18 protein-coding genes and 1 riboswitch are annotated in these 18,097 nt (G+C 46.9%); of the genes, 17 read left to right on the forward strand and 1 reads right to left on the reverse strand.

What is annotated here, in order from left to right:
- Positions 1–142 precede the first annotated feature (142 nt).
- From MKX34_RS06050 to MKX34_RS06085, 8 genes are all read left to right on the forward strand, one after another.
- On the forward strand, positions 143–679 hold the full coding sequence (locus MKX34_RS06050) for an ATP-binding protein (protein ID WP_036681786.1): 537 nt from the start codon (positions 143–145) through the stop codon (positions 677–679).
- A gap of 124 nt (positions 680–803) precedes the next feature.
- The gene (locus tag MKX34_RS06055; protein WP_076104824.1) at positions 804–2,255 is read left to right on the forward strand and encodes a PLP-dependent aminotransferase family protein; all 1,452 of its coding nucleotides are present in this window, start codon (positions 804–806) and stop codon (positions 2,253–2,255) included.
- Between the two features lie 13 nt (positions 2,256–2,268).
- Positions 2,269–3,201, forward strand: a complete 933-nt coding sequence (locus MKX34_RS06060; RefSeq protein ID WP_036681791.1) for a D-alanine--D-alanine ligase — start codon at positions 2,269–2,271, stop codon at positions 3,199–3,201.
- Positions 3,194–4,357: an aminotransferase class I/II-fold pyridoxal phosphate-dependent enzyme gene (locus tag MKX34_RS06065; RefSeq protein ID WP_036681793.1), complete on the forward strand. Its 1,164-nt coding sequence runs from the start codon at positions 3,194–3,196 to the stop codon at positions 4,355–4,357. The genes MKX34_RS06060 and MKX34_RS06065 overlap by 8 nt, the downstream gene beginning before the upstream one ends.
- A 95-nt stretch (positions 4,358–4,452) precedes the next feature.
- Positions 4,453–5,514, forward strand: a complete 1,062-nt coding sequence (gene cobT / locus MKX34_RS06070; RefSeq protein ID WP_076296860.1) for a nicotinate-nucleotide--dimethylbenzimidazole phosphoribosyltransferase — start codon at positions 4,453–4,455, stop codon at positions 5,512–5,514.
- The gene (cobU, locus tag MKX34_RS06075) at positions 5,511–6,059 is read left to right on the forward strand and encodes a bifunctional adenosylcobinamide kinase/adenosylcobinamide-phosphate guanylyltransferase (protein ID WP_076137512.1); all 549 of its coding nucleotides are present in this window, start codon (positions 5,511–5,513) and stop codon (positions 6,057–6,059) included. Before cobT ends, cobU begins: the two co-directional genes overlap by 4 nt.
- The gene (cobS, locus tag MKX34_RS06080) at positions 6,056–6,871 is read left to right on the forward strand and encodes an adenosylcobinamide-GDP ribazoletransferase (protein WP_076128130.1); all 816 of its coding nucleotides are present in this window, start codon (positions 6,056–6,058) and stop codon (positions 6,869–6,871) included. Before cobU ends, cobS begins: the two co-directional genes overlap by 4 nt.
- Positions 6,872–7,165: 294 nt before the next feature.
- Positions 7,166–7,492 (forward strand): YnfA family protein, encoded by a 327-nt coding sequence (locus MKX34_RS06085; RefSeq protein WP_036681801.1) that lies wholly within the window; start codon positions 7,166–7,168, stop codon positions 7,490–7,492.
- A gap of 890 nt (positions 7,493–8,382) precedes the next feature.
- Here the strand turns inward: MKX34_RS06085 and MKX34_RS06090 are convergent.
- Positions 8,383–10,071 (reverse strand): methyl-accepting chemotaxis protein, encoded by a 1,689-nt coding sequence (locus MKX34_RS06090; RefSeq protein ID WP_076099024.1) that lies wholly within the window; start codon positions 10,069–10,071, stop codon positions 8,383–8,385.
- 367 nt (positions 10,072–10,438) lie between these two features.
- Positions 10,439–10,484, forward strand: a riboswitch (PreQ1 riboswitch).
- A 10-nt stretch (positions 10,485–10,494) separates the two neighbouring features.
- On the opposite strand from MKX34_RS06090, the gene MKX34_RS06095 reads away from it, so the two are divergent.
- The 9 genes from MKX34_RS06095 (at position 10,495) to MKX34_RS06135 (ending at position 18,092) form a co-directional block, all read left to right on the forward strand.
- Positions 10,495–11,208: a queuosine precursor transporter gene (locus MKX34_RS06095; RefSeq protein WP_076272031.1), complete on the forward strand. Its 714-nt coding sequence runs from the start codon at positions 10,495–10,497 to the stop codon at positions 11,206–11,208.
- A 277-nt stretch (positions 11,209–11,485) separates the two neighbouring features.
- A complete protein-coding gene (locus MKX34_RS06100) occupies positions 11,486–12,967 on the forward strand; it encodes an AMP-binding protein (RefSeq protein ID WP_076297136.1) in 1,482 nt (493 codons plus the stop codon).
- Positions 12,964–14,115 carry a thiolase family protein gene (locus tag MKX34_RS06105; RefSeq protein WP_076297137.1) on the forward strand — a complete coding sequence of 384 codons (1,152 nt, stop codon included), beginning with the start codon at positions 12,964–12,966 and terminating at the stop codon, positions 14,113–14,115. Before MKX34_RS06100 ends, MKX34_RS06105 begins: the two co-directional genes overlap by 4 nt.
- Positions 14,112–14,513, forward strand: a complete 402-nt coding sequence (locus MKX34_RS06110; protein ID WP_076297138.1) for a MaoC family dehydratase N-terminal domain-containing protein — start codon at positions 14,112–14,114, stop codon at positions 14,511–14,513. Before MKX34_RS06105 ends, MKX34_RS06110 begins: the two co-directional genes overlap by 4 nt.
- Positions 14,488–14,829 (forward strand): MaoC family dehydratase, encoded by a 342-nt coding sequence (locus tag MKX34_RS06115; RefSeq protein WP_076297139.1) that lies wholly within the window; start codon positions 14,488–14,490, stop codon positions 14,827–14,829. The genes MKX34_RS06110 and MKX34_RS06115 overlap by 26 nt, the downstream gene beginning before the upstream one ends.
- A 2-nt stretch (positions 14,830–14,831) precedes the next feature.
- Positions 14,832–15,653, forward strand: a complete 822-nt coding sequence (locus MKX34_RS06120; protein ID WP_081384006.1) for an SDR family NAD(P)-dependent oxidoreductase — start codon at positions 14,832–14,834, stop codon at positions 15,651–15,653.
- Positions 15,654–16,454 (forward strand): energy-coupling factor transporter ATPase, encoded by an 801-nt coding sequence (locus tag MKX34_RS06125; RefSeq protein WP_036681818.1) that lies wholly within the window; start codon positions 15,654–15,656, stop codon positions 16,452–16,454.
- A complete protein-coding gene (locus MKX34_RS06130; protein ID WP_076099021.1) occupies positions 16,439–17,296 on the forward strand; it encodes an ATP-binding cassette domain-containing protein in 858 nt (285 codons plus the stop codon). The genes MKX34_RS06125 and MKX34_RS06130 overlap by 16 nt, the downstream gene beginning before the upstream one ends.
- Entirely contained in the window at positions 17,289–18,092 is an 804-nt protein-coding gene (locus tag MKX34_RS06135; RefSeq protein ID WP_076099020.1) for an energy-coupling factor transporter transmembrane component T, read from the forward strand. Before MKX34_RS06130 ends, MKX34_RS06135 begins: the two co-directional genes overlap by 8 nt.
- Positions 18,093–18,097: the final 5 nt, after the last annotated feature.

Here is an 18,097-nt window from a genome sequence, read left to right on the forward strand (position 1 = left end):
TTATTATGACCTCCTAAAATTATTTCGTTTTTCATTTTAGGAGGTCTGCTGGACTGATTTCACCATATCCTTATCACTATCCCTTGAGAAAGTATTTTGTAACGATGAGTATACCATCAATTGGAAGGGAGATGCATTTATAATGCTGAGCGAAAAGTTAGTTATTGAAAAATTGCTTCAGCAAAAGCGTACGAGTGTTGCTTCCATCGTAGTGATGATGTGCGGTGTAGCGGGGTCGGGTAAAACAACTTTTGCTAAAAAGCTGGAGAAAGAGGGATTCGCCAGACTTTCGATAGATGAAGATATTTGGGCCACGCACGGCCGTTTCGGGGTGGATTATCCAGAGCAGAATTATGAGTTCTATAAAGAAGAGTCGGAGATAAAACTGCGGGGGGAGCTGGTGAATCTGCTTCAGGCAAAACATCATGTTGTCATCGATTTCAGCTTCTGGCAACGTCAGAGACGGAACGATTACAAGCAACTTATTGAGGATTATGCTGGCGTGTGGGAACTGATTCACTTAAAGGTTCAGCCGGATGAATTACGTCAGAGACTGCTTATCCGGAGTGAACGTTTTGACGCCAATGCCGCATTTCCGATTACTGAGGACATATTAACCCGGTTTTTAAATGGTTTTGAGATCCCTGCTGGAGAAGGGGAGCTTGTGATCGAAGCATAGATCTGTAACTTGATTTTTGGGCATTTGTCCCCTCATAGAACCACAGCCGGATTAAAATCCCATGGCTGTGGTTCTTTTTTTAAGCGAGTGATTGTGCCATGATAGTCATGGGGGCGATTGAGAGATGTTTAAGGATTTTAAGCTCATAGCCGGACGGCCGGTGTATATACAAATTAAAGACTATATGAAGCACTTAATCATAAAAGGCGGTCTGCAAGGCAATCAAAAGCTGCCCTCCACACGAGAGCTCAGCACATTGCTTAAGGTTAGCCGCAACTCCGTAATCTCTGCTTATGCAGGGCTTGAGGATGATGGCTTTGCTTATGCCGTGCAAGGGCAAGGAAGTTATGTTGCAGCTACGCCGCCCGGCAGTGAAACGATCTCTTCCTGGACGATGGACTGGAAGTCACGTCTCAATGATCGCGCGGTGCTGGCGGAGGAACTGGATATCATGAAGCGCGGGATTCGAGCGGAGAAGGGGACGATCTCCTTCACCAGCATAGCGCCTGATGAGAGTCTTTTTGATCTGGATAATGTGAAGCGGTCCTTTATGGATCGGATGTCGGTAGAAGGCAACGTTCTGCTAAATTACGGCTATGCCAAAGGGTATAAGCCTTTAATAGACTATTTGAAGCAGTATATGGAGCACAAGGGCGTTGAAATGAGGGGCAAGGATATATTGATCACCAATGGTTTTACAGAGGGGTTCGATATTGTATTGTCTGCTCTGAGTAAAAAAAATGGTTCGGTCATTTGTGAGAATCCGACGCATCATACAGCGATCAAAAATTTGAAGCTGAACGGTTTTGAGATCACCGGGATTTCGATGGAGCGTGATGGGATTGATTTGGCGGAGCTGGAGAAAGCATTGCAACAGCAAGCTTTTGACTGTGCATACTTCGTCCCTTCTTACCATAATCCGACCGGAATTGTAATGTCTCCAGAGAAAAGACAGCGGCTAATGAAGCTGATGAATCGCTACCAAGTCCCGGTGATTGAGGATGGTTTTAACGAGGAATTACGATATTCGGGCTCACATGTGGCTCCACTTATCGCAGCAGCAGGCAGCGGCAACAGCGTGATTTATCTCGGCAGCTTCTCCAAGGTATTATTTCCGGGACTACGTGTAGGTTGGGTGCTGGCGGATCAGGAGTTGATTAATTCCCTCGAAAGCGTCAAGCGCGCCCGTACCATTCATACCTCGACGCTGGATCAATCCATTTTATATCAGTATTTATTGGGTGGCCATTTAGAGAAATATTTGAAAAAAGCCAGAGCGGAATACAAACGAAAGTATGAATTAACCCTGCAATGCTGCAAGGATTTTATTCCTTATACGGCGCTGTCAGGGGACGGTGGCCTGCATCTTTTTGTAACCTTCGCGGAGGGCTTTAATACAAGGACGCTGTTGGCGGCCTGTCATGAGCAAGGGGTTATTTTTACAGCAGGAGATATATTCTTCACAGACGGTAAAGGGCAAAATACGATACGGATCGGTTTCTCCAGAGTGACGGATGAGGATATCCGCAAGGGGATCGAGGTTATTGGCAGAACAGCTCGACAACTAATGGGATAAAGAGGTGCTTGAGATGAAAGTAGGCGTAATTATGGGCGGGGTATCCTCAGAGTATGAGGTATCCATGAATAGCGGTAGAGAAATATTGAAGAATCTAGACCCCAATAAATATGAAATTATTCCAATTGTGATCACCAAGCGTGAGGAGCTTATTGAGCAGGCAAAAGGGATCGATATCGCACTGCTTGCACTTCATGGAGCTTACGGCGAGGATGGTACGGTTCAGGGGACGCTGGAGACGATGGGGATTCCGTATACGGGCAGCGGGGTTTTGTCTAGCAGCATTTGCATGGATAAAGATCTCTCCAAAAAGCTTATGCGCTGCGCAGGCGTCAATACAGCAGATTGGCTATGCTGGGACAGTATGAAGGATTATTCGGCTGAAGTGGTGGAACGGCTCGGATATCCGGTTATGGTGAAGCCATGTTCAGGCGGCTCGAGTATCGGAATGGAAAAAGTGAGCAGCAGCGAGGAGCTGTTGTGCGCAGTGCAGAAGGCTTTTGCCTGTGATCAGTCGATTTTGATTGAAAGCTACATTCAAGGCCAAGAAATTACCTGTTCTATTCTAAACGGAGAGCTGCTGCCTATTCTGGGAATTACCTCAGCAAATGCCGAGTGGTTCGATTACAGTGCTAAGTATGAAGAAGGCGGAGCAGATGAACGGGTCATTGAATTGCCTACTGAAGTGCATGAGCGGGTACGCGAGGCTGCCTTGAGCTGTTATAAAGCACTAAAATGTAGCGTGTATGCACGGGTTGATATGCTGCTTAAAGAGGGTATTCCTTATGTGCTGGAGGTGAATACATTACCAGGCATGACGAAGGCCAGTCTTTTACCCAAAAGCGCGCAAGCGGCAGGCTACACCTTCAGCGGACTACTGGACGAAATCATCTCCCTTTCCCTAACGGAAAAGAGTGCAAAAGAAGAGGTGTACAGCCATGCATAATGAATGGATTGCTCCACGAGTGCGGGAGATTGCGCCATCGGGGATTCGGGCTTTTTTTGACCTAAGTACGGGGAATCAGGATATTATATCGCTGGGTGTAGGGGAACCAGATTTCGTTACACCGGAGCATGTAAGAGCTGCCTGTATTCGTGCCTTGAACAATGGGGAAACGATGTATACGCCAAATTCCGGTTTACTGGAGCTTAGAGAGGAGATCGCTTCTTATCTGCACACAAGTTTCAAGCTTCGCTATGAGCCAAACGATGAGATTATGGTTACGGTGGGAAGCAGCGAGGCTGTGGACTTGGCATTACGAGCTTTCATTACACCTGGGGATGAGATTATCGTCCCTTCTCCGAGCTATATCGCATATTCGCCGATTACCCATTTGAACGGGGGGGTTACGGTGGAGGTAGAATCATCGGCCGAGCAGGGGTTTAAGCTTACTGCTGAAGCGTTACGGAAGGTGATTACCCCGCGTTCGAAGCTTCTTATGGTGAATTTTCCGACTAATCCTACAGGTGCAGTAATGACTTATGAAGACTGGCTGCCTATTGCACAGATTGTAAAAGAGAATAACCTACTGGTCATTTCAGATGAAATTTATGCCGAGCTTACGTATGACAGTCAGCATGTCAGCATCGCCTCTCTTCCCGGGATGCTGGAAAGGACGATTGTGATCAGCGGCTTCTCCAAAGCTTTTGCAATGACTGGCTGGAGAGTGGGTTATGCTTGTGGCGATCGAGAATTAATTGCTGCGATGCTAAAAATCCATCAATACACTGCGATGTGTGCCCCGGTGCTCGGTCAAATTGCTGCGATTGAATCATTGCGCAATGGAATGCAGCATAAGGAACATATGAAGCAATGCTTCGATGAGCGGAGAAAGCTGCTGGTTAGTGGATTTCGATCCATAGGACTACCTTGCCATGAACCTGCGGGTGCGTTTTATGCCTTTCCTTCCATCGCTCATACCGGAATGAAATCAGAAGACTTCGCTTTGCAGCTGCTCAGGGAGGTCGGTGTCGCTGCGGTTCCGGGTCATGTGTTTGGAGCAGGCGGAGAGGGTTATATTCGCTGCTCTTATGCCGCTTCCTTACAAAAATTGACAGAGGCGCTGGAGAGAATCGAAGATTTTATGAAAGTGAAGTTGTAATTCTAGAAGTCCCCCTCTATCATAGATGGGGGCTTTTCTGCGAATATGAGATAGAATAGGTTATACGGATACATTTAATAGGAGGTCGTAATTATATGCTTTCAGATATTCAAGACGTAATTAAACAAATCATTCCGGCTGATGATCAGTCCATCCTCAAGGCGGAGCATCGGCTGAACATTCTGACCAAACCTCCGGGCAGTTTGGGACAATTGGAACCTCTAGCTGTTAAGCTCGCTGGAATTTCGGGTACGGAGCAGCCTAGTTTCACCAAACGAACAGTTGTTGTGATGGCTGCTGACCACGGGGTATGCTGCGAAGGGGTTAGCGCATTTCCACAGGAAGTCACGCTGCAGATGGCCCATAACTTTCTCAGCGGTGGAGCGGCTGTAAATGTATTGGCACGTCAAGCTGGGGCAGAGGTACAGTTTGTTGATATCGGCATAAACGGCGATCTCGGTCATGTTGATCTGATTGATCGTAAAGTGCGCCGGGGAACGGATAACATGGCTGTGGGACCTGCGATGAGTCGTGAGGATGCCATGAATGCTCTTCTTGTTGGGATAAGAGTTGCGCAGGAAGCGGTTAAGAACGGAACGGAGATTTTTATAACAGGCGAAATGGGCATTGGGAATACTACGGCTAGTGCTGCCATTCTATGTGCTCTCAAAGGAATAGCCCCTGAAGTAGCTGTGGGACGAGGAACGGGAATTGATGATGAACGTTTACTACATAAAATTGCAGTAGTGGAACGCGCCTTAAAGGTAAATCAGCCGAATTCAGCAGATCCGTTGGATGTATTATCTAAAGTTGGCGGACTGGAAATCGCTGGCTTGGCGGGACTGATTCTTGGTGCCGCTGCTACTCGGACACCTGTCATTTTGGATGGTTTTATTTCGGGGGCGGCAGCGCTTGTGGCAAAAGCCCTTGCACCTGAATCCATCGCTTATATGATAGCGTCTCATGTATCAGGAGAACGGGGACACAAGTTAATGCTGGAGCAGCTTGGGCTTGAACCGCTGCTTAACCTCGGTCTGCGATTGGGTGAGGGAACAGGGGGAGTATTATGCCTTCATTTAATCGAGGCGATCTGCCGCATTTTGAGCGAAATGGCAACCTTTGAAAGTGCAGGCATCTCTGGAGCTGGTCAACGATGAGCATTCTTGTAACGGGAGGCGCACGTAGCGGGAAAAGTGGTTTTGCAGAAAAACTGATACAGTCACTGGCAGATCAGGCCTTCTATGTAGCAACCGGACAGGCTTTTGACGACGAAATGAAGGAACGGATTGCTCTGCATCAGCATCAACGAATGGAAAGTGGTTACGCTTGGGAGACGCTTGAGGAACCGTATGATTTACCAGATCTGCTAAAGCGATTATCGGGTGAAAAAGCGGTGCTCGTAGATTGTTTGACCTTATGGTTATCCAATGCATTATTGGCCGTGGAAGGTTTTGAAAATAGACAAGAGCTTGTTGAGAGTGAAATAACAAGACTTGAAGACAGTGTGCGTTCTTTTCAAGGGACGCTTATTCTGGTCACTAATGAGGTTGGCGACGGGATTGTTCCGGAGTATGCGCTAGGCCGATTGTATCGTGATCTGGCGGGACGAATGAACGCCCTGATCGCTCGGCAATGCGAACAGGTCTTTCTAGTAACTGTTGGAATTCCGATTGAGCTGAAGAGCAGGGAGTATCGTTTATGAGGGAGCGTAGGGATGCGGCCGTAGCTGCCTTTCAGTTCTTATCCCGATTTCCTGTAAAAGGTGATCCGGGATTCTCTCCTGAACTGCTGCGCCGGAGTGTAATCTTCTATCCCATGGTAGGCGCAGCAATTGGGCTGTGTGTAGCTGCTGGAGCAGCCCTGACGGGATTGCTTTTACCTGCTTGGCCAGCAGCTGTGCTCACTCTGATTCTGTGGGTAGGCCTCACTGGCGGGTTGCATCTTGATGGCTGGATGGACAGCGCAGATGGTCTGCTCAGCTATCGGCCACGGGAGCGTGCCCTGGAGATTATGAAGGACAGCCGTGTAGGTGCGATGGGCGTACTCGCCTGCGTGCTGCTCCTGCTGTTTAAAGCATCTTTGCTGGCAGCTCTAATCGAAGGCTTCGCCTACTACGAGCTGCCGCTGCTCTTGGTACCAGCGGTCTGGAGCCGCTGGTATATGGTACGGGCAATGGTGCGTTATCCCATTGCCCGTGGAGACGAGGGGCTGGCCGCGAACTTCGCCGGCCTAGCTTCCTCGCATGAGCGGCGCGCGCTGGCAGTCGCCGCGCTGCTCTCGCTGGCCGCCGCCGCTGCGCCACTGGCGCTCGGCGCTGGCTTAGCCGCGTGGCCGCTGCATCTGGCGGCAGCTCTGCTGCTGCCGGTCGCGGCCTTGGCCTGCGGCACCGCAGCTGCGCGGCGGATCAGCAGCCGGCTCGGCGGGCTCACCGGCGACGTGTACGGCGCGCTGAACGAGCTGCTGGAGGTTGTGCTGCTGCTAGTGTTATTGCTGCTTCAGCACAATTTAATGTAAGCTCCACGGATGTATCTTGAGTAGTTTGCTTTAGGTAGCTCTACGGATGAACCTTGAGTAGTTTGCTGAAGGTAGCACTACGGGTGAGCCTTGAGTAGTTTGCTGTCTACGGATGAACCTTGAGTAATTTACTGTAAGCAGCTCCACGGGTGAACCTTGAGTAGTTTGCTGTAGGTAGCTCTACGGGTGAACCTTGAGTAGTTTGCTGTAGGTAGCCCCACGGATGAACCTTGAGTACAATTTGTTATGAGTAACCTTTGCGTTTTTAGGAGATTGACAGGGAAGAGGGATGACATGTTATTTGCCATTCTGCTATTTATAATTGCTGGCCTTGCTGAGATCGGTGGCGGATATTTAGTGTGGTTATGGTTGAGAGAATCAAGGCCACTTTGGTACGGCTTAGTGGGGTCCTTGATTCTGATAGCGTATGGGATTATCCCTACGTTGCAGAAATTCCCTTCCTTCGGCAGAGTGTATGCGGCTTACGGCGGGGTGTTTATCGTGCTCGCGGTCTTATGGGGATGGCTTGTAGACAAGAAGACACCAGACGTATATGACTGGGTCGGAGCAGGTATTTGTGTGATCGGTGTATCGGTCATCCTCTGGGCACCGCGACACTAAGTTGAGTGATGTTTGCTTAGCCATAAAAGCTGAATGAAAGCTGAGTAACCTAGTTTTTACTGAGTGAGTAACTTGGCTTCGGACTCAGGGGACCTTATTTGCGAAAAAAGGGTTATTTTGGAGCGTTTTCGGACACCAGAGGCGCTATTTGAACAAAAAAGGCTGAGTCTGGGTTGATTATGAGGCCATAGCGTCTCTCGAGTCCGAAAAAGCCTCCAAATGGCAGTTTTTCGAGTAATAGCGGCATCTGAGTCCGCAAGCCAGCAGCAAATAGCGTGCTGAGGTCTAAGTGAGAGCTTCGCGCAAGCTAGTGCATGTAGCTGATTCTATTGCTGTAGGTAGCATCCACGGAGGAACTTTGAGTAACTTGCTGTAGGTAGCACCACGGATGAACTTTAAGTAATTCGCTGTGAGTAACTTGGCTCCGGACTCAGGAGACCTTATTTGCGAAAAAAGGGTTATTTTGGAGCGTTTTTGGACACCAGAGGCGCTATTTGAACAAAATAGGCTGAGTCTGGGTTGATTATGAGGCCATAGCGTCTCTCGAGTCCGAAAAAGCCTCCAAATGGCAGTTTTTCGAGTAATAGCGGCATCTGAGTCCGCAAGCCAGCAGCAAATGGCGTGATGAGTCTAAGCGAGAGCTTTGCGCAAGCCTAGCGCATGCAGCCGAGTCTAAGCGAGAGCTTCGCGCAAACTAGTACATGTAGCCGAGTCTAAGCGAGAGCTTCGCGCAAGCCTAGCGCATGCACCCTGAGTCTAAGCGAGAGCTCCGCGCAAGCCTAGCGTATGCCCCCAAGCCTAAGCGAGACCTCAGCAAGCGCTAGCGAGCCATAAACTAAAAACCCCCGTTCAACACTTTCGTGTGAACGGGGGTTTTTAGTTTACAAGCGTTAGATCTTAAATTGCTGCACAGCTTCTTGGAGTTTCTTGGCTTGCTCATACAGATGTTTAACGGTTTCTGCATGGCCTTCCAGTTCGACGCGCTGCCGCTCTGAGTTAGCAGCGAGTGTGTCCGCACTTTCTTGCGATCTTGATGTAATTTGTGCAGTTTCTTCGACGGAAGCACTGACTTCTTCTGTACTTGCCGAGATTTGCTGTGTAGCCGCAGATACGGATTGGATGCTGTGATTGATGCTTTGGATAAGAATCAGGAGGTGATTAAAGGCATCACCTGCTTCTGCTACTTTGCCGACTCCAGAGGCAACCTCAGAATTCACGTGGTTCATCTCGGTAACGGAGCGGCTCATATCTTCTTGAAGCCCAAGTAGGAAGTCACGGATCTGTTCGTTTGCGTTGCGTGATTGTTCAGACAGCTTGCGTACTTCTCCCGCAACAACAGCAAAACCGCGTCCATGCTCTCCTGCGCGTGCAGCTTCGATTGAAGCATTCAGCGACAGCATTTGGATCTGTTTCGTAATTTCAGTAATGCTGTGAACGACTTCTCCGATCATTACTGAACGCTCATTCATGATTTGTAACTGATCCAGCGACTGTAGGGAAGCACGTTCAACCTGGCGCATTTGCAGCACGGCACTTTGAGCAATTTCATTACCGCCACTTGCTTCAGCGGAAGCCTCACTGATTTGCTCCGTGACTTCATTCGCTGCTGAGGCAATACTTTGAATGCCTAAATTGATTTCTTCCATTGCTCTCGAGTTATCTGATGCACTGCTAGCGATAGTCGTACTACCTTTGCCGATTTCTACTACCGATGAGCTGGAGTGATCCGCCATATCGTTGAGAACCTCAACACGTTCTTTTAAAGAGTTGGAATCCGCAACGACAGTATTAGAGGTTACCAGTACATGTCCGATCATTTCTTTCAGGCGTTGGGTCATCGCTTGGAAGCTTACGGACAACTGTGCAACTTCGTCATTTCCTTTAACTGATAATTCTTCGGTGAAATCTCCCTCTGCGAGCCGGGCACTATAAGCTGCCAGTTTTGAGATTGGACGTGTTATACGCACACTCATAAACCATGCACCGGTTAGACCGATGATCAACGTCAGAAGTGTGATTCCGGCACTTGTCCATAGAATACTGTCTGTTTTTTCTTGAATGAAGCTTACGTCACTGCTTACACCGATAACCATCGTACTTCCGGGAATACCGATATAAGCTGTTTTATGTATACCATGTGCGTCGCTATATGTATCGCTTAGTCCAGTTTTTCCTTTAGAGGCTTGTTGCATTGCAGAGGATACGGTGACACTTTCTGCCCGTTGCAATTTTGCATCGTGATCTGCGGATAGAATCTCAGCTTCTTTCCCTTTCAGATTGACCAGAAAAATGGTTTCCACTCCATGTTGTTTCCTCTTTTCCTGAAAATAGAACTCGAGATTGGTGGCAGACTGATCGTTCTTATTTAGGGTTTGCTGGGCGTGCATTACGTTGAGATTCTTATATACGTCCTGAGCAGCGGCAGTAAGGATTTTGTTAATCTGTGGCATAACATAGCTGTTGAAGATATTGATGGAGATAAAGTAGAAGCTGGTGCTTAACAAAAGAGACGTGAGCAACAGAACAACAAATAATAAACGCGTGAATTTGCGACTGATCGAATGCTTGATACGAAACATATCGTTCTCTCCTTTTTTTATGGACGGTGAGGTCATTTCTTTTTTTGGTCTTCACTAGATACTCCATGCCAACTGCTGGAAATTGGCGACCCGAGATATATTCCATAGTTATGTCATATTTCTACTAAATGGATCGGGAATAAGGTGTTTGATACTATTCTATAGAATTAACCTCTGGATGAATAGTGAAAGTTTTGTCCTATAGAGCATTTTTTTCTGAAAAAAATGAATTATTGCTGACTATTTTAGATAATTGTCGAAAAAAAAGAACTGGAACTACCAATTTCATATAAAAATATTATTTTTATGGATTGTTAAGCGCTATTGTGATAGAGTATTAATGTTTTGTTCCAAAAATTTAATAATGTAAGCCGCGGTTCGTAACCATCCCGCGTAAACAAAACTAGGAGGAGTTTCAGTAATATGTTTAATTTGTTGTGGGGAGTTTTATTTGTTATTGTCAATTTTGCCTTTTTTCTACTCTGTTACCGCCTGTTCGGGAAAAGTGGAATGTATGCCTGGGTAGGTATTGCTACTGTAATTGCTAACATTCAGGTAGCTAAGACGATTGCTATGCCATTTGATATTGTGATGACACTCGGAAATACGATGTATGTCACTTTGTATATGACCAGCGATTTGCTTAATGAGAAGTATGGAAGAGCGGAAGCACGTAAAGCGGTCTGGTTTGGTTTCTTCACCTTGCTTATGACTACAGTCATTATGCAGATGGTACTAGTATTTAAGCCACAGGAGACCGATATCGCTCAGTCTTCTTTGGAGACGATTTTTGGGCTGATGCCTCGACTAGCTTTGGGTAGTCTTACTGCTTACTTCATTAGTCAGTTCCTAGATGTTCGGTTGTACTCTTGGATTCGTAAATATTACAGCACCTCAAGTCAGCTGTGGATTCGTTCCAACGGCAGTACGATGATTAGCTCCTTTGTGGATACACTTATCTTCTGCACCATTGCGTTTGCGGGCTTGTATGACTGGAATGTATGGCTTGAAATTTTGCTTACAACTTATCTAGCGAAGTTCTTACTAACCGCAGTAAGCACACCTATCTTATATATCGCCCGAACCTTTACTTTTGCTGAAGAGGGTACACCATCAACCGTTCAAAAGAAGGACTAAACAACAATACAGCCAGCGCGTACCGATCATAATCGATGCGTGCTGGCTATTTTTTAGTTGTAAGATGGACTTAATAGTTACATGAAAATGTGTACATAAAAATAATATAAAGCTAAAATAAGCTATCATAGCAATTCTAGCGGGTTAGTCTAACAGGAGCGCCTGCGATGGCGCTTAACACATATACTTTAGTCTGGGCTGGACTTGCGGGGCAGTCCGATTGAAGAAAATGTATATAATTGGTAGTCACAGAAATTACGAACAGGTGTGATCAAGGATGAATCTAGTAGTTCCTATACTGCGTCATGCAGCACAGCAGCCTGACAACATTGCCTTAACCCATGACCTAGCAAGTCATACCTATACAACATTAGTAGAAACGATGCGGAGAATCGCGAATGGCCTACAGCAAAAGGGTCTGAGGCATGACAAAATCGCGATTTTATCTACGAATTGTATTGAATTTGTTGAGGTTTTCTTGGGGGCGATTTATGCGGGCTGTGTTCCCATTCCCTTAGATCCCAAATGGAGTGCTAATGAACTGCAGGTTATTATAGAACAGTGCCAGCCGACAATGATTTTTGCCGAGCCGGAAGCCGCAAAGAATCTGGTCCTCAAGGATCAAGCGATCCCAACACTGACCTTCTCAAATGAACGAACAAGTTCCTATGATCAGTGGCTGGCTGCCCTGAAGCCGGAGGCTGAGTTGGATGAGACGAATGAATTATTATTTATTGGCTTTACTTCAGGCACAACCGGGTTGCCCAAAGGTTATATGCGTACCCATTTATCATGGTTAAAAAGCTTTGAGGTCTCGAATATTGCTTTTGAATTGGACGCTATGAAGGATGTTTTGGCACCAGGTCCATTTGTGCATTCCCTATCCTTATTCGCCGTAATGCAGAGTCTATATTGTGGAGCAACCTTTCATATCACACAAAAATTTAGTGCCACGAAGTTGTTAGAGCTGTGCCAGCAAATTCCGGGTGTGGTGCTGTTCGTCGTACCAACAATGATCGAATCCATGATGTTGCAGGCTGTACCTGGGCAGATACAGATTGATGCGATTATTAGCTCAGGTGCAAAGTGGTCGGAGTTGTCCAAGAAAAGGGGCATGGAAGTGTTTGGTGGAGCGCGCCTTTATGAATCCTACGGTTCTTCAGAAGCGAGTTATATTAGTTATTTGAATGTTCTGACCGAGCATAATCCGACCTCTATAGGCAAACCTTATCCCGGGGTGCAAATTTCCATTCGTGATGAACAGTTCCGGGAAGTCCCTACTGGGGAGATTGGGCAGCTATATGTGCGTAGTGATATGATATTTTTAGGCTACCATCAATTGCCGAATGAGACAGCAGCAGCTTTTAGAGAGGGATGGCTTATTTTAGAAGACTATGTTTATCAGGATGAAGCTGGTTATTTATATATGGCGGGACGTTTGAAGAATAAAATCATATCCGGAGGCCTGAACGTTTATCCAGAAGAAATAGAGAGGGTGCTGGAGTTTCTTCCGGAAATAGATGAAGTGATGGTGCTTGGCGTGCCTGACGATTACTGGGGAGAACAGCTGATAGCCCTCGTGAAGTGGAGCGGAGAACAGCACTTATCTGTCGACGAAATTAAGAATTATTGCCGCCAGTATTTAGCAAGCTACAAAGCGCCGAAGCAGCTGTTAACCCTGGATGAATTTATCTATACAAGCAGCGGCAAAATTGCCCGGCAAGCGATGAAAGACTATGTGAAAAGAGCGATGGTATGATAGAAGCAGTAATTGTCATGGCAAAACGTACACCGATTGGCAGAATGGGTGGCTTATTAAGTACACTTGAGCCGGAAGCATTACTGGCGCCGCTTATTCAGCATATTGTAGCCGAAACGAACTTGCCTAAAGAACTGATCGATGATGTCATTATTGGGAATGTTGTGGGCCCAGGAGGTAATATTGCCCGGGTAGCTGCGCTTGAAGCGGGGCTGCCTGTTTCGGTTCCGGGCGTCACCGTGGATCGTCAGTGCGGATCTGGGCTAGAGGCAATTAATATAGCAGCAAGACTGATTCAAAGCGGCGCTGGTGAGATTTATTTAGCGGGTGGTGTCGAAAGTACGAGCCGTGCTCCATGGAAAATGGCTAAACCACAGACCTTAATGGGGGTTCCGCAGCTATATACCCGTGCACATTTTACGCCTAGCTCTTACGGTGATCCGGATATGGGAATTGCTGCAGAGAATGTAGCTCGGAAATACGGGATTTCTCGAGAAGAGCAGGATCAATATGCCTTGAAAAGCCATCAAAAGGCGGTTCATGCTCAGCAAAGTGACCGGTTTCAGCAGGAGATAGTACCTCTTCAGGTAGAGGGGCAGTGGGTGAACACCGACGAATGTCCTCGGGCAAATACGAGTCTGGACAAGCTGCAAAAGCTGCCGCCAATTTTAGAAGAAAAGGGTACCGTCACTGCTGGAAATGCCTGTCCTATTAATGATGGCGCAGCGCTTCTATTGATGATGTCTCGTGAGAAATGCCAGCAGCTTAAGCTTACCCCTATTTTGCGGGTCGTGGATGCGCAAGCTGCGGGTGTAGATCCGAACTATTTAGGTATGGGGCCTGTACCAGCTGTGCAAAAGGTGTTAAAACGCCAAAAGCTTACCGTTGCCGATTTAGATATTGTAGAGTTTAACGAAGCTTTTGCTTCACAAGTATTGGCATCACTGAACGAGCTTCAAATTCCACAGGAAAAGGTCAATCTTGGCGGGGGGGCATTAGCAATAGGCCATCCATACGGAGCTTCCGGGGCTATTTTAATGACTCGCTTATGTGCTGAAATGCAAAATGCCCCTTACCAACGAGGGCTTGCTACTCTGGGAATCGGCGGTGGGATAGGTCTGGCAACACTCGTGGAGGTTATAGAATGAACAGTGTCCGACATCAGATCCATATGACTGCTGAATGGATTTCGGACTACGCACAGAGTATTGAAGCACCCTTGCAGACGATAAATGGAAAGCTGATCGCTCCTGCGACGATGCCTATTATTTTCTGGCAAGACTTCGATATTCCTTGGTTAATCATCGGTGAACCCTTGCTTCACGGCACTCAGAAATTTTCATATCGGGCGCCGATTACGGCGGGGATGATTTTGGATTGTGAATTAGCGTTAACGGGCGAGGTGCAAAAAGAAGGAAGACAGGGTAAACTGACTTTTTACACACATACGCTGGTTTGTAGGTGTGAGGGTGAGCTTATAGTCACCGCAGAAACAGTGTTAATTCGGGTAGGTGATGATCATGATAAAAAAGTGCATAACTGCTGAGGCTATCCGGCAATATGCAGCTGCTTCCCAAGATTTGGCGCCTATACATCTAGATGCAGAGGCCGCAGCTAAGGCTGGCTTGAAGCGACCCATCGCACATGGGATGTATCTTATGGGATTAGCCCAATCCTTGTACATTGCTGAGCACCCTACACAGTGGATCACTCAATATGATATGAAATTTCATAAGCCTATAGAGGTCGATAGTGTCGTGATTTTTGATTTTGCAGCTGACGACTGCTTTGTGAAAGTGATCCTTACAACAGAAGCTGGCGATGTTATTGCTGCGGGAGCTTTTGCAGTGAAAGAGGTGTAGTGATGAATAGAGTAGCCTTAATTACTGGAGCAACAAGAGGGATCGGACGTAGTATCGCCATGCAGCTTGGTAAGTCAGGTTATATAGTGGTTGTAAATGGTACGAAACAAGTCTTAATCGATGAGGTTGTGCGCGTGATCCGCCAGGCAGGCGGAGAGGCGCTAGGGTACGCTGCTAATGTAGCCGATCCAGTCGCAGTCACTGCCATGGTAGATGAGGTCATTGCCCGATACGGTCGTATCGAGGTGTTGATAGCTAACGCGGGAATTGTGCAGGATCAGAAATGTCAACGTATGACGGATGAACAGTGGAAGACTGTTCTGGATGTGCATTTAAATGGCACTTATTACTGCATTCAACGAGTATTACCACATATGCGTGAAACAGGTGGGGATATCCTGTTGATGACCTCTGCTGCTGGACTAGCAGGTTCCGTGGGTCAGGTGAATTACAGTGCAGCCAAGGCTGGAATACTGGGCATAATGTGGACGCTTGCAGCAGAGCTGAAACGTGACCAGATTAGGGTCAATGCGATTTCTCCAGCGGCATTAACGGATATGACCAGACCTATAATTGACCATTTGAAGGAAAAACATGCCAGTCGGAATGAACCTTTGCCTGACTTTTGGAGAATAGGTGACCCGGAGGCTATTGCTTCCTTCGTGACTGCATTATTGAATGAGTCCGACGCGGATTTAACCGGTGAAATCTTTGCTGTGAATGGATCAAAAGTGACAAAATGGGAGAAGCCTGCACCTGCATTTTCCGAGAACAGCATTGAGGCATTTTTTGCTGCTTGGCACCTTCAAAAGGGGAGTGAATAAATGCTTACCTTCGATCAAGTTTGTTTTTATTATAAAAAGGGACAACCTCTCCTGGAGGATATTAGCTTTACGATAGAAGCAGGGGAGTTTGTGGCGATAGTTGGCGCGAATGGTTCTGGCAAATCCACTATTGCAAAGCTCATGGACGGACTGCTGCTGCCACGAAAAGGGGCTGTACAATTTAAGAGCTTGGACACGGCAAAACCAACGGATCTTGCGGAGATCCATCAGCAAATCGGTTTTGTTTTTCAGAATCCAGAGGATCAGTTTATCACCACAACCGTTATGGATGAGGTGCTTTTTGGTTTGGAGAATATCCGTGTGCCGAGGGAGGAAATGCGCAGCCGATTGGATCATGCCTTGCAGGCCGTTCAAATGGAGGATTATCTGGAGGCTATGCCACATCAGCTATCTGGAGGTCAAAAGCAACGTGTCGCTATCGCAGCTATATTGGCGATGCGCCCGCAAGTCATTATTTTTGACGAGGCTACCTCAATGCTTGATCCTCAGGGAAGACAGCAGGTTCTTTCCATCATGCAAGAGCTGCATCGTCAAGGCCTGACCCTTATTCATATCACCCACCATATGGAGGAAGTGCTTGCAGCAGAACGCGTATTGCTCCTGCACCAAGGACGACTTGAGTTTGACGGCGATCCACTGACTTTTTTTGAAACCATGCCTGTTGCGGACTATCAATTACATCTGCCCTTCGCAGTGCGTGTACATACATTGCTCCATTCAGCAGCACCGCTAACAGCCGATTGGAAGGGGATAATTCGATCACAATGGTCTACCAATTAAAAAATCTAAGTGTGAACTATGCCGATCATGTGGCTTTGCACAATATAAACTGCACTATTCCTGAGGGCAAATGGATTTCTATTATCGGTCCAACAGGCGCAGGAAAGTCTACCTTTGTCAAAGTGCTGAAGGGCTTGATTCCCACCGTAAAAGGAGACTATTGGATTAATCAGCAGCCTGCCAGCAGAGATGCCAAAGGGCGCTTAAAGGTTGTCCCTGAGTTGGGTTTCGTTTTTCAATATCCTGAGCATCAGCTATTCGAAACAACGGTGTATAAGGAGCTTGCTTTTGCTCTGAATCAACAGGGCGCTTCACGTCAGCAAATTACAGAGGCGATTGAAACGATTTTGCCACAAGTGGGTTTGCCTGAGGGAATTCTCCCCTTAAATCCATTCCAGTTAAGCGGTGGTGAAAAGCGCCGTGTAGCTATTGCCTCTGTACTGATGACAAATCCGAAGCTGCTGATTTTGGATGAACCGACAGCGGGTCTCGATCCTGCTAGCCAAGTGTCTTTGCTGAAGCTACTAAAGGAATGGCAGCAACAAGACAATCACACGATCCTCTTCGTTTCGCATCAGATGGATGATGTTGCCGAATACTCGGATGAGGTCATTGTTTTTCATGAAGGTCAGTTAAAAGGGCATCATGATATCAGAACATTGTTTCTGGAAAAGGAAGAATTACTGCTGGAACTTGGACTATCCTTGCCTGAACCCGTACAGCTCTTGAAGCTAATGGAGGAATTATCTGACCAGAAGATTGAAGTTGCCAGCTGTAAAGAGCAGGATATCCTCGAAGCGATTTTGCCGATTTGGCATTCGAGGGGGCAAGGGCATGGCTGATTCCGTATTAGTCGGTCAATATGTGGAGACACATTCGATTTTTCATCGTTTAGATCCTCGTACAAAGCTTGTAAGTATCGTGATACTCATGCTTAGCTTTATGATGCTTGGAACGGGGATTAGTTATGTTGTTGCAACCTTTTTTGTACTGGGAATGTTGTTACTGTCGAAAGTTCCTGTGCATTTTTTTTGGCGAGGGCTGCGGCCGGTATTATTTATTTTATTGTTTACTTTTGTTTACAATGCCGTGTTCACCAAAGGGACGGTTCTCTGGTCATGGTTTTTTATCGAGGTGACTGAAGAGGGACTGCGAACAGGATTACGTTTTGTATGGCGTATTATATTGCTCATCTTGTTAGCCTCAGTTCTAACCTTAACTACTAAGCCGCTGGACTTAGCTTATGGTCTGGAAAAGCTGCTTGCCCCTCTATCCAAATTGGGGGTACCCGTAGAACAGTTCTCTTTAATGATAGTGATTGCGATCCGTTTTATCCCTACCCTCAAGGAGGAGCTTGATCGTATCCTTCTCGCACAAAAGGCTAGAGGTTATGATCTTACAGTATTGTCACTGCCTAAACGGATATACGCGTACATTCCGATCATTATTCCTCTGCTCTTCACAACGATTCAACGTGCTGAACAGCTGAGCTATGCAATTGATGCGCGTGCTTATGGTAATGGTAAAGGAAGGACTTCTTTTAAAAGACTGCAATTTCAGCAGATAGATTATCTGGCAGGGGGAGTTGCCCTTTTATTTGCCGTGATTCTGCTTTGCTTAAAGATAGGAAAGGTGTAGATGAA

It is taken from the genome of Paenibacillus sp. FSL R5-0636 (assembly GCF_037974255.1).
Classification (GTDB): domain Bacteria; phylum Bacillota; class Bacilli; order Paenibacillales; family Paenibacillaceae; genus Paenibacillus_AQ; species Paenibacillus_AQ odorifer.